At 54.6% G+C, this 12,511-nt stretch carries 10 protein-coding genes; 3 read left to right on the top strand and 7 right to left on the bottom strand.

Features of this window, described 5'->3' with window-relative positions:
* Nucleotides 1-36: 36 nt before the first annotated feature.
* Nucleotides 37-1,176, bottom strand: a complete 1,140-nt coding sequence (locus tag ASF13_RS14130) for an alanine racemase (RefSeq protein ID WP_056237313.1) — start codon at nucleotides 1,174-1,176, stop codon at nucleotides 37-39.
* A gap of 95 nt (nucleotides 1,177-1,271) precedes the next feature.
* On the opposite strand from ASF13_RS14130, the gene ASF13_RS14125 reads away from it, so the two are divergent.
* Nucleotides 1,272-2,177: a LysR family transcriptional regulator gene (locus ASF13_RS14125; protein WP_056237310.1), complete on the top strand. Its 906-nt coding sequence runs from the start codon at nucleotides 1,272-1,274 to the stop codon at nucleotides 2,175-2,177.
* A 428-nt stretch (nucleotides 2,178-2,605) separates the two neighbouring features.
* A complete protein-coding gene (locus ASF13_RS14120) occupies nucleotides 2,606-3,016 on the top strand; it encodes a cupin domain-containing protein (protein WP_369814380.1) in 411 nt (136 codons plus the stop codon).
* A gap of 175 nt (nucleotides 3,017-3,191) precedes the next feature.
* On the opposite strand, the gene ptuB is transcribed toward ASF13_RS14120, so the two are convergent.
* The 5 genes from ptuB to ASF13_RS14095 all read right to left on the bottom strand — a co-directional run bounded on the left by ptuB (nucleotide 3,192) and on the right by ASF13_RS14095 (nucleotide 8,844).
* Nucleotides 3,192-3,827 (bottom strand): retron Ec78 anti-phage system effector HNH endonuclease PtuB, encoded by a 636-nt coding sequence (ptuB, locus tag ASF13_RS14115; RefSeq protein WP_056237306.1) that lies wholly within the window; start codon nucleotides 3,825-3,827, stop codon nucleotides 3,192-3,194.
* Nucleotides 3,824-5,479, bottom strand: a complete 1,656-nt coding sequence (ptuA, locus tag ASF13_RS14110; RefSeq protein WP_056237301.1) for a retron Ec78 anti-phage system effector ATPase PtuA — start codon at nucleotides 5,477-5,479, stop codon at nucleotides 3,824-3,826. Before ptuA ends, ptuB begins: the two co-directional genes overlap by 4 nt.
* Nucleotides 5,476-6,408 carry a retron St85 family RNA-directed DNA polymerase gene (locus ASF13_RS14105; RefSeq protein WP_056237297.1) on the bottom strand — a complete coding sequence of 311 codons (933 nt, stop codon included), beginning with the start codon at nucleotides 6,406-6,408 and terminating at the stop codon, nucleotides 5,476-5,478. Before ASF13_RS14105 ends, ptuA begins: the two co-directional genes overlap by 4 nt.
* A 314-nt stretch (nucleotides 6,409-6,722) precedes the next feature.
* Nucleotides 6,723-7,403, bottom strand: coding sequence for a type 1 glutamine amidotransferase domain-containing protein (locus ASF13_RS14100; protein ID WP_056237295.1), 681 nt, complete (start codon nucleotides 7,401-7,403; stop codon nucleotides 6,723-6,725).
* 13 nt (nucleotides 7,404-7,416) lie between these two features.
* Nucleotides 7,417-8,844 (bottom strand): coniferyl aldehyde dehydrogenase, encoded by a 1,428-nt coding sequence (locus tag ASF13_RS14095; RefSeq protein ID WP_369814386.1) that lies wholly within the window; start codon nucleotides 8,842-8,844, stop codon nucleotides 7,417-7,419.
* Nucleotides 8,845-8,941: 97 nt separating this feature from the next.
* Here ASF13_RS14095 and ASF13_RS14090 point away from each other — a divergent pair, with 97 nt between their 5' ends.
* A complete protein-coding gene (locus tag ASF13_RS14090; RefSeq protein ID WP_056237290.1) occupies nucleotides 8,942-9,832 on the top strand; it encodes a LysR family transcriptional regulator in 891 nt (296 codons plus the stop codon).
* Between the two features lie 773 nt (nucleotides 9,833-10,605).
* Here the strand turns inward: ASF13_RS14090 and ASF13_RS14085 are convergent.
* Nucleotides 10,606-12,180: a methyl-accepting chemotaxis protein gene (locus ASF13_RS14085; RefSeq protein ID WP_235515012.1), complete on the bottom strand. Its 1,575-nt coding sequence runs from the start codon at nucleotides 12,178-12,180 to the stop codon at nucleotides 10,606-10,608.
* Nucleotides 12,181-12,511 lie beyond the last annotated feature (331 nt).

The raw sequence follows: 12,511 nt of genomic DNA, 5'->3' as shown, positions 1-12,511 counted from the left end.
TGTTAACGATGATAAGCGTGATGGGGCAGGGCGCGGTTACCAGCCGGTAATACGCTCCCAGACTTCTGCGCTGTTCTCCTGCGCGCTGATCACCTGGTAATGGTGATGCATTGCGGCGGTGGCGCAGGCGTGATTGGGCAGAATGCGCAGCGTGGTGCCGGTCGGAAAGTCCGTGGTTTGCCAGGCGCTGTCTGGCGGAATAACGATAATGCCGTGCTCCTGGCTCGCGCTGGCGATGGTCAGATCGAGGGGGGTTCCCTGGCTGCCGCAGACCAGGCCGTAACCGTAATCGTTGCGCTGTGTGGCGGTGCCGCGATCGCGTGACAGGGCCATCCATCCCGCATCGACAAACACCCAGCCTTTTTCGTGGTTATGCCCAATCACCGAAGTGACCACCGACAGGGCGATATCCTCGGTGCTGCAGACGCCCACGTTGGACATAAACAGATCAAAGGTGGAGAACACGCCGGCCCTCACTTCGGTTACGCCGGCCAGGCTGCTGACCGCGTGTGCCGTCGGCGTGGAACCGACGCTGACCACCGGGCAGGGAATTCCCCGTTGCCGCAGGCGCGCAGCGGCGGCGGTGGCCGCCGCGCACTCCTGTTCAGCGGCGGCGGCGATTTCATCCCACGAGCGGGCGTGGTAAGACTCGCCGGCATGGGTCATCACGCCGGAGACCTCGACGCCGTTATGGTGCAGATACTCTGCTATCCCGGTCAGCTGCGGGGCGTCAGCGCGGATCCCGCCGCGATGGCCGTCGCAGTCAATCTCAATGAAAACCGAGAAGGCCACGCTGTGCTGCTGTGCGTAGCCGACAATCGCTCGCGCCTGTTCGGCGCTGTCGAGCAGCAGGTGGAGCTGGATACCGCGCCGGCGCAGCGCGGCAATCCGGCCGAGCTTGTTGGGCGAGATGCCGACGGCATACAGCAGGTTTTCATACCCCGCCGAAGCGAACGCCTCGGCTTCTGCCAGCGTGGAGACCGTGGCTGGCGAACGCCGGTGTTCAAGCAGGTACGCCCCGGCCTCGAGAGAACGCAGGGTTTTCAGGTGCGGGCGCAGCTGGCATCCCAGCGCCTGGATGCGGGTAGTCAGGCGATCGATATTGCGTTGAAAGCGGTCTTTATCCAGCAACAGGTACGGCGTCATCATCGGGTCGGCTAGCGGGCTGTTGTTCATTTTCAGAGATCCTCCGGGCTAATAGCGCTATGTTCTCACCGCAAAAAAGTGATTACAATGCGAGCAAACCCAATTACTGATTAGGCTAAAACCTAATGATAAACAGCGATGACCTGCGTTTCTTTCATACCGTTGCCAGCAGCAGCACGCTCAGCGCCGTGGCCAGATTTCTGGATATCACCCCGCCTTCGGTGACCCAGCGTCTGCAAAATATAGAGAGCAAGTTAGGCGTGAAGCTGATCATTCGTCCGGCCAGAAAAATCATTCTGACCGATGAAGGGGAGATACTGCTCGACAGGGCCGCCAGGATACTCAGCGACATCGATGCGCTGCAGGACGTGGTGGATAACACCCGTTCTCAGGTGAGCGGCACGCTACGGGTGCTGGCTCCGCTCGGTTTCGGTTACGAATACGTGGCCCCGCTGTTAGCCGGGTATGCCGATGAGCATCCTGGCCTGATGGTGGATTTAACCCTGTCGGATGCGCCTAACTGGATGCTCGCCGATAAGTGGGACGTGGTGATTTATATCGGCCATTTACGCGACAGCTCACTGCACTGCACCCGGCTGGCCTCAAACCGACGCTATCTCTGCGCTTCACCGGCCTATATTGCCCGCGCGGGGGCGCCACAACACCCGGACGATCTCCGTCACCACAGCTGCCTGGTGATCCGGGAAAATGCGGAAGATGTGACCCGCTGGAAGTTCAGAAAAGGCGATCGCGAATACGCCATCCGCATCTCCCCCAGGCTCTCCAGCAATGACGGGCGCATCATAAAAAAATGGTCGCTCGCCGGAGGGGGGATTATGATCCGCTCCGGCTGGGATATCAGACAAGAAATTGAGCAGGGCACCCTGGTGCATCTGTTACCGGATTATCGCCTGCCGGAAGCGGATATTGTGGCGCTGACCAGCCTGCGTGAAAACGCCCGTCCGCTGCGGGTGCAGAAGTTTCTCGACTTCCTCAAAGAGAGTTTCAACCCGCCGTCGTGGGAGAAGTAACCGTCACCCCTGATACCGCAGCGCCTCAATCACCAGCGACAGCGCCGGGGCGACCTGACGACGGCTGGCGTCATTGAGACGGTAGCCGCGAAGATGCGGCTACAGCACGGCGTTAATCGCATGGTCCTGGGGGCTATTGCGCATCGTACCGGCCGATTTCTCGCTCAGGGAAGGTAACGTAAAGGTGCGCAGGTCATTCAGGTTCTCGCCGGTCATTGTTGAATACTGTTCATATACCCATTCTTATTTGACCCTCTTATCAGCCCCTCTATTTCTCTATACGCTTGACTCAGTTTCACGTCCGCAGCCGCTGACCCGGCAAGTTGCCCTTAACTCTGAATCACGGAGCCCGCATGAAGACACTTGCCGCCGCTGCTTTGTCACTCGCGCTTTCGGTCTCAGCCGTTTCAGCTCAGGAGAATAATTCAATGATTACTATTAACGCCGCGGGTGCTAAACCCTCTGTTAAAGGCCCATCCGACTATTTTACCGGTACGGTGCGCATTGACGCGCCGTTCCAGGGCACCGAACCTGCCCGCATCGGCGGGGCGACCGTTACCTTTGAACCGGCAGCGCGCACCGCCTGGCACACCCATCCGCTGGGCCAGACGCTGATCGTCACCGCCGGCTCAGGCCTGGTACAGGAGTGGGGCGGCCCGCTGCGGGCGATCCGCCCCGGCGACCAGGTGTGGATCCCGGCGGGCGTGAAGCACTGGCACGGGGCCGCGCCGGAAACCAGCATGACGCATATTGCCATCGCCGAAGCGCAGGAGGGTAAAGTCGTCGACTGGCTGGAGCAGGTCAGCGATGAACAGTACGCCTCACCGGTGAAGTCCTGAAGGCTGGTGGGCGTGAAAAAGACCCTCAACACAGAGCTGGTGGTATTTGCAGACTGATTTATCGGGAAAAGAACGTTACAGACTCTCTGGAAGCGGTTAACCAGAAAGTCTGAAAAAGTCACTTCTGCAGTGGCTTCAGTTTTTATAATCGTGTTTGAATTTACGGACCCTAATATTATTCATAAGCATCATTAAAACGCCAGCCGTGTCGCAATGCGGTGCTAAATTCTCTCTGCTCAACATCTTCAATTTCTGACTGCAGTAGTTCCAGAAATTCCGTCTCGGGAATATGATTCTCCTCGTCATTCAACGCCAGAATATTTTTTAACTCTAATTTCAGCGCAGTACTTCTACGGCCAAACAAAGCAGAGTCACCATTGAGGTTGAAAACACGGATTGTCTCTTGTGCTTTTATCAGTTTCTGACCATGAAGACCTTTAGCGGGTATCACTTTCCCTGTTGTAAGGAATAAAAGATAGTCATCAGGGTTATCGATGTCTGGCTTAATGATGTGATCTGGATTATAGGTTCCTGCTCCGTTTTCTTTGAACGTCCCACAACGTAACTTACCGCAACATGAACCAAATAAATTACTCCAGTCAAAAGTAAGATCAGGATGCGAATTTCGAGTTCTGAAGTGCTCAATATGCCTTTTGTCAAGAAAGCATTCGCAATAGGCACAGAAACTCCCCTGCATTTCTTCTAAAAATGGCCATATTTCAGATTTGGTAGCACAGTTCCAATGATGTAACCCTCCAGTGAAGTCATTGAGATGCTGTGGTCCGGGCAAGGGGCGAACTAGCGCTTTCATCCTTGATTTTTCCCCTCAGATTTTGATCTCCTGATTTTATTTTTTAATTTATTCAGGCGCATCAAACTATCTGCCTTATGTTTCTGGGAGCTTTGCAGACCAAAATGAGACTGGATTTTATTATAAAGATCCTGAGAATCCTGGCTTAGGTTATCTTCATCAGCAGTTAACGATGCTTCAAATTCACTCAGTAAATGTGTTTCAGCGATGTTTTGTGGAGATGAAAATACATTCATAACCTGTTCAAGAATTTCTGAATTTTCACTACCTTTTGTCTGAATAGAAGGCATGTCAAGAATTTGGTCTTCACCAGCCAGATTTGTTGTAAATTCTCGTACGCAACGTCTGTCCGCTGTTGATAAAACAATAGGGCTGTGTGTGGATATAATAAACTGGATGTTGGGGAACACAGATCTTAAGTTGGGAATGACTTCCTGCTGCCATTTAGGATGAAGATGCAGCTCAATTTCATCTATCAGAACAATCCCCTGGCCTGCCAACGGATTGCTCAGTAATGGATTTAGCATGATAATGCGTCGTGTCAGGTCCGCTATCAGGCCGAGGAATACCCTCTGACCATCGGATAGCTGGTCTACAGTAACATTAAGCTGATCATTGATGACCCTGATGATATCCGAACCTGTCGAAGTATCTACCCAAATCCTGCTAATACTGGGTACTATAGAAGTGATGGCATCGGATACGATGCCCATCTTTATTTCCGCTGACAGCGTGTCATTTGAACCCTTTGCTTCATATTCAGTAAGCGCAGCTTTAAGCTTTTCTTGCGCCTCCTGTAGCAACGGTTTTACTGCGCTGATCCCCGTAATTACCGCTTTCTCTAGATAACTAACCTGCTCCTGTAACTGGTGGAGATCTGCAATTTTCTGTGCTCCACTTATCTTATGCAGAGAGATAAACCATTCAGAAAAATGATCGAACCTGCCAGCACCGGTCAGTGCGTGAGTATATGCGTCAAACCTGTCTTCCCGTTTCTCAAATTTCGTTCTGCTTTTAGTAAAGGAATATGATCTCTCTACACCATAAAATGCAAATACAGGTAAATTAATGGTGAATTTGTTATTGACCACCCGCCAGATATCTGCGATTTCTTTTGCTGATTTGATTTCACTGTCTCGTTTCTGGGCCGCACCTGGCACAGATCTTGATAGCCTGAGCTGAATGTTTTTCAGACCCTTACCAAAAGAAAAATGACTACTGATGTCGGTAAATTGATTTTCAGAACCGTTCCTGATGTCCGAGAATTCATTCAGTCTCTGCCCACTGCCATCTTCTTTAAGAATACTTGCTGTAAACCAGCTCAGTGTTTTAGCAATCGCAGAGAGAATACTGGACTTGCCCTGTCCGTTGCTGCCGATAATGATTGTCAAATCTTCTTCAAATCTTACAGGCAGGTGTGAGAAACGCCTAAAATCCGTTAATATCATTGAGCGCAGGCAAAAATTATTTTCAGGACGATATACCCCATCCCGAGTATCCCCCCCATTTTGTAGATATTTCCAGCAAAGTTCGAACCACTCTTCGGCGTTATCGTGATGCTCTGGCATACTGTCGTTGCTTGCTTGCCGAAACAGTTCGAATGCTGAGAGCAGGTTCCCCCCCCTAGCATTACGCTCGATCTGTTTTGTCATTGTTGCCTCCTGATACGTTCCATCAGTTCAGTCGTGTACTTTCTGTTCATTCTGAGAATGAATTCAGGCTCGATATGTTTTGCAAAAGCCAGCAGGCCTACCAGATAGGCTTTGTCAGCCTCATCTATCATGTCATATCGATACTGATTAATCAGATGTTTTATGAAGCGTTTACGCTCCCTGCCTAATGATAGCTCGCCTTCATTGTTGATCGTAACACCCGTAACATGACGGTTGTGCGCCATGGAGGAAAAAACGGTTTTGGCACGATTGAGCCTCAGCTTTCTCCGATAGAGTTTGTTGAGAAGTTTCTCGATTATTAACGGGAGTACACCCAGCACATCACGTGTATTACAGGAAAACGTCAGGTCATCAGCATATCGTGTGTAGGCAATATTGAGAGGCAGACAAAATTCGCTGATCAGGTTGTCAAATTCATAAAGACAAAAGTTTGATACAACGGGGGAGGATGGGGCGCCTACACTCAATATCAAGCGTTTGCTACGTTTCGCTGGCTGCCAGAACAGGAGGTGCTCAACATAGCCCTTGTCCTCTGCACTGATTTGCGGGGTATCTGATGGGGAACGCTCGATGCTCTCCCAAAAAATGTCAGGCGTAATCGAGTTAAAAAAGTCTTCCAGATCTGTTTTAAGCAGGAACGAATTTTGCGCATGCACCAGTGCGTTATCCCGCACGCTTTTCCCTTTCTGATAGGCCATCGCACATTTGTGAACAGGCAGACGGTAAAGCTGGAGAAAGGCACGCTGATAGTCTTTTAGTGCTTTTGCAGGCTGGGCAATAATCCGGAATCCTGTGGTCCGCTTGGGGATTTTGTACACCTTGTACTTTCTGGATGCGCTCTGCAGGTACAAGACAACGTCCAGTTCGCTCTGATTTAATAGCCCAGCCAGCCCATTGATTACCGACATAACGTTACCTGTAAAAAAAACCGGCAGAATACACTCTGCCGGCTTCAACTCTTTACTGGAGGAAGCGAAAGTGTCGCAACCCGAGGGAGGAACGAGTGAGGGGTGCGACACTTTCGCAACCCCAAATGCGTTCAATAAGTTAGAGTCTGGCTAATCACCCGACTAGACGTAATACGTCCACGCTAAAGAGTTGAACAAGTTTAACTTACACAGAGTCAGTTAACAACATTGTTTTAATTATATTATTCAATGGGTTATTGTTAAAGTGTGGTCTAACCCATTAATTATTTTACCCGCTTGTTTATGATGCCTGCTTAGGCAAAAGCCTGCTTCAGCAACGCCTTAGCCACGTCTTCCGAGCTTCCCGGGTTTTGCCCGGTGATCAGGTTGCCGTCTTCCAGCACGAAAGGTGCCCAGTCCGGGCCTTTCTGGTAGTGCGCGCCCAGCCGGATAAACTCGTCTTCGATCAGGAACGGCACCACGTCTGTCAGCTCCACCGCGGCTTCTTCACCGTTGGTAAAGCCGGTGACCCGTTTGCCCTGAATCAGCGGCGCACCGTTGGCGGCCTTCACGTGGCGCAGCGCGCCCGGTGCGTGGCAGACAAAGCCAATCGGCTTGCCGGCGCGGTTAAAGGATTCAATCAGCGCGATCGAGGTGGCCGATTCTGCCAGGTCCCACAGCGGACCGTGGCCACCGGGATAGAATACGCTGTCAAAATCCTGCTGATTAATCGTTTCCAGCTTGACGGTATTTGCCAGCGCCTGCTGCGCCGCGCTGTCGGCCTTAAAGCGCTCGGTCATTGGCGTCTGAAACTCCGGCAGGTCGCTTTTTGGATCCAGCGGCGGCTGGCCGCCGGCCGGCGAGGCCAGCACCACCTCGGCACCGGCATCTTTAAACACGAAGTAAGGGGCCGCAAACTCTTCCAGCCAGAAGCCGGTTTTCTTGCCGGTGTTGCCCAGCTCGGCGTGTGACGTCAGTACCATTAAAATTTTCATCGGTGATCCTCGGTTAGCGTGCGTTGTTCAGCAGGGCGGAAAGCGCCGCGCTGTTTTGCTGATAGGGGGCGCGCAGGCGCAGGTTACTGGTGCCGGCTGCATCCTGAATCACCACCGGTTTAGCGTGGCTGAAACGACGGAAGCCGTGAATGCCGTGATAGGCGCCGATACCCGAGGCACCAACGCCGCCAAACGGCAGGCTGTCGAGAGAAGCATGGGTCATAACGTCGTTTATCACCAGCGCACCGGAGGTGGTGTGCTGCGCCATCTGCCGCTGGCGCTGCGGATCCTTGCCAAAATAGTAGGCCGCCAGCGGGCGCGGATGGGCGTTGATGTAGCTAATCGCCTCGCTGACCCCGGCGGTAAAGGTTTTGACCGGCAGCAGCGGGCCAAACACCTCTTCCTGCATCACCGTCATCTCTTCGCTGGCATCGAGGATCAGCTGCGGCGCGATTTTGCGCGTAAGCGGATCGAAATCCGCCTCACCGGCGGGGGCCAGGCTGATAATGCGTGCGCCCTTAGCGCGGGCATCGTCAATCAGATCCACCAGCCGCTGATAGTGGCGATCGCTGATGATGGCGGTGTAGTCGTCATTGGCCTGCAGCGTCGGGAACGCCTGCTGCATAAAGGTCTGCGCGGCACGGATAAAGGCCGGCTCCGCGCTCTGCGGCAGCAACAGATAGTCCGGTGAAATACAAATCTGCCCGGCGTTAAAGGTTTTAATGGTCAGGGTGCGCTCTGCCGCCTGGGCGATATCCGCGTCCTCGTCCACCACCACCGGTGACTTGCCGCCCAGCTCCAGCGTGACCGGCACCAGATTTTCTGCCGCGGCGCGCATTACGTGTTTGCCCACCGCGCTGCTGCCGGTAAACACCAGGTGATCGAACGGCAGGGCGCTGAACGCCTGGCCCACGCTGGCATCACCCAGCACCACGGTGAGTTCATCAGCGGCAAAGTAACGCGGTACCAGCTCGGCCAGCAGCTCGGAGGTGCGCGGCGTCAGCTCGGACGGTTTCAGCATCGCGGTATTGCCCGCCGCAAATACGCCGGCCAGCGGACCGAAGGCCAGGTTGATCGGGAAGTTCCACGGGCTGATCACGCCGACCACGCCGAGCGGCTGCGGCTCGATACGTGCCTGCATGCCGGCGACCGGCACCTCGGCGGCTTCCGGCTGCATCCACTGTGCCAGGTGTTCGGCCGAGTGCTGCAGCATATTGATGGTGGTTAACAGGTCGGCCGCCTGCGTCTGATAGGCGCTGCGGTGGCCAAAATCGTCGCTGATGGCGGCAATCAGCGCCGCCTGGTTATCGCGGAGCAGCGCGATGCTGCGCTGTAAACGGTCGCGGCGTAGGGCGGCGGAAGCCGGGCCGGCCTGCAGATGGGCGTGCTTCATCACCTGCAGTACGTGCTGTAATTCCTGCTGATGGGTCATGATGTTTATCCTGTGCGTTTCGAATTGCAGACAGGTTACCCGCGCTGGCGTTTTGCCGCTAACAAGGCTATTTTCACAGGGGTATAAATAAATTTATGGGGTCACCGTGTCACTGGTTCGCTTACGCACCTTTATCGAAGTTTATCGCCAGGGCTCGATCTCAGGCGCGGCGCGGGCGCTGAACCTGACGCAGCCGGCGGTGTCGCAGCATATCAGCGGGCTGGAGGTGGCAATCGGCCGGCCGCTGTTTGAACGCCAGCCGCAGGGCGTGCAACCGACCGCCGCCGCCGACGATCTGGCCGCTGATATCGGTGGTTCGCTGGACAGCGCCGAGCGGGCGCTATCGACGGCGCGGGCGCGATCGATGGACGTTAGCGGCACGCTGCAGATCATCGGCCACGCCGACTTTATGGCCGAGAAGCTGGCGGCGGAGCTGCTGCCGCTGCTGGAGAGCGGCATCCGCGTGCATATGCATACCGGCGACGGCTCGCTGGTGGCGCAGATGGTCACGGAAGGGCACTGCGATCTCGGTATTACCGCGCACCCGGTGACCGACCCACGTCTGAAAGGCGAGGTGGTTTACCGCGATCGGGTAGTGGCGGTGGCCTCGCCCGGCGTGGCAGAACGTCTGCACCAGAGCCGAGATTTTGCCGCCGATCTGCTGCGCGAGCCGCTGCTGGCCTACGATCTGCAGCTGTCGCTGATCGCCGGCTGGCTGGATAAGAACCGCATCAATTATCAGTCGCTGCTGCCGGCGATGGTCGGCCAGGATCTGCGCGGGCAACGCAGCCTGCTGTGCCGGGGCTTTGGCTGGTCGGTGATGCCGGAATTTCTGTGCCAGGCGCAGATGGCCAGCGGCGAACTGGTCAGACTCAACGCGCCGGTTGGTGACGGTGAAATCCGCTACCACCTGATCTGGCTGCCTGGGGCGCTGCGCCAGCCGCGTATTGCCCACGCCCGCCAGGCGTTGGTGTGGCGGCTGAACGGCGGGCAATAAGCGCAGGAAAAAAATGTTTGTGCAGGGATGAATAAAATCGGCGCATCGGGCGTTTACAGTGTATCTGCTTAAGGGAGAACACCCGATGACTCGCTCCGCCTGCCTGGCGAGTAAACGTCAGACGGCCGGTTTCTGTTAGGTCAATTTTTGAGTACCGCTCGGGGAGATCCACCTTAAGGATCGTGCTTCCCGGGCTTAAACACTTTCCGGTCTGATTCCTGATATTAACGACTGTGGTACGTTTAGCGCGCATATCGTACGGGGAGTCATCAGAAGTTTTTTTGTGAGCGGATTTCTGTTCAGTCTTGCTGTACTGCCGCTCAGCCGGAAGCCGCGGATGCAGACCAGAGTCTGAACCTTTTATTTTTCTTAACATATTGTTTTAAATATATAAAATAAATATAGCTTTGCCTTTCAGTCCTGAAAACCCATCGGCGTGATAACAGGATCGGGCGACAATCATCAGCCAGCGGTGAGAATGATAAAATGGCGGACATGAAACTGATAAGATTTTAAGAAAGATAAAGTTTATTATTTTTTAACTTTAATCACCTATGCTTTAAATTAACTGGAGTACCGGTTGGCGTTAGCCGCGTGCAAAAAAAAACCGCCCCACAAGGGGGCGGTCAATATGCATTCAGGCACATCTTAAATATTTAACAATCAGCGCGGTAAGTAATAGTAGCCGTATGCTGAAAGCGCAAGTGACCTGTACGATTATTTACAAACGTCGGCGCGGTTGTTAAATAAAATAAGGATGTCTGTTGCCGTTATCAGGTTCTGAAGCGGCTGACCGACGCCGTCAGTACCGCGACGTGTTCGTCCAGTTTCCCGGTCGCCGCCGCAGACGTGTGAACCAGCGTGGCATTTTTCTGCGTTACGCTGTCCATTTCGTTAACGGCCTGGTGGATCTGGCTGATGCCCAGCATCTGCTCACCGGAGGCCAGTGAGATTTCACCGATAGACCCGGCGAGGTCAACCACCGTGGTGGCGATGCCGCGAATATTGCTGGCGGTACTGTCGGTGACTTTCGACCCTTCCGCCACCAGCGAGGTCGCTTCACGCATCACGTCCTTGATCTCCCGTGCGGCCACCGCGCTGCGCTGTGCCAGCGTTCTCACCTCACCGGCCACCACGGCAAAACCGCGCCCGCTTTCTCCCGCTCGCGCTGCTTCCACCGCCGCGTTCAGCGCCAGGATATTGGTCTGGAAGGCGATGCCCTCAATCACGCCGGTAATTTCGCTGACCTTTTCAACGCTCTTCGCGATGCCGCTCATGGCGTCAGACATCTGGCCGGCGCTGTCACCGCCGCTACGCGCGCTTTTCGCCGCTTCACGCGCGTCCTGCGCCGCGCGCTCGGCACCGCTGGCGTTATTGCGTACCGTGGCGCTGAGCTGCTCCATGCTGGCCGCAGTCTGCTGCAGCGCCGACGCCTGCTGTTCCGTGCGGGAAGCGAGTTCGTGGTTGCCATGGCTGATGCCGTTTGCCACTTCGGCTACGTTGAAGGCGGTATCCTTTACGCCTGTCACCAGAGCGCGCAGACGTTCCTGCATACCGGCCAGCGACGCCAGCAGGCTGGTGCTGTCCCCCGGTTTGATTAGCGTTTCGGTGGTCAGGTCTCCGTCGGCGATAGCGGTGGCCAGGCGCACCGCCTCGGCCGGTTCACCGCCCAGCTGTCTCTGCAGGCGGCGGGTGATCAGCCAGGTCATGACGATACCCAGCAGGATTGAAAACCCGGTCAGGATATAGAGCGTGGTGAACACGCCCGCCAGCAGGCGCGAGGAGGAGCCCAGCGTCGCGTTGGTAACCCTTTGCTGGTAATCAACCATTTCGCCGATCGCCTTACCATAGTTATTCGCGGCAGGCTGCAGTTGGTTAATAAACCACGCACGTCGTGCCGCTTCATCGGCCAGCGGATACGCAAACAGCGCTGCGGCCTTTTCGCGCCAGTCGGCGCGCGTCTGTTCGATAACGGCCAGCCGTGAAGACGCCTCTTCAACCTCCTGCAGGTTAATGCCAGGAATCGACTTCGCGCCGTTCACCAGACCGCGAAACATATCCGTTACCGCGTCATTCTTCTGCTGCAAAGTAATAAAAGTCTCTGATGTACGGGCCGCGCTATCATCATTACGCGCCAGCAGCCCCTGTACTTCGTTAAGCTGTTGCGAGAACGTGTCCCGCAGGCCTCTTAATACCTCTAAGTCATTGAATCGCGCCGTGGTCAGCTTCTGCTGCTCTGAAGCGTTGTAAAGTTTAAAGCCGGCGAAAAGTGAAACGCAGACGCCGCACAGGATGACGGTGGCGAAGGCCAGCGTCAGCATTCTTTTCACGCTCATTGTGTTTTTCATAATAAAAATTCATCCTTTCAGCTGCCGTGTTAGCGTGATTTTTTTAAAAAAAGACGGACATCACTATTATCGGCATCGACAGGATTAACTTTACCGGTGCGACCGGTTTTTAACGGCCGGTTCGATTATTAAACTCTTTTCTATTCAAAAATTAGAGTTATATTACTGGGTTTTTTTTAAATGATCTTGTCAACCCAGAATATTTAACCTTGTACATCCATAAATATGAGATTCTTTAACAACCGGCGCGGCGTTGCTCAGGCTATCCGCGCAGGTGCCGGTTCGGCAGCGCCGTGGTGTACTTCACCTGGCTCAGCGCGTAAAAGACCTT

Source organism: Erwinia sp. Leaf53 (genome assembly GCF_001422605.1).
GTDB lineage: Bacteria > Pseudomonadota > Gammaproteobacteria > Enterobacterales > Enterobacteriaceae > Erwinia.
The sequence above is the reverse complement of the archived record's forward strand: the minus strand, read 5'-3'. Positions and strand labels throughout refer to the sequence as shown.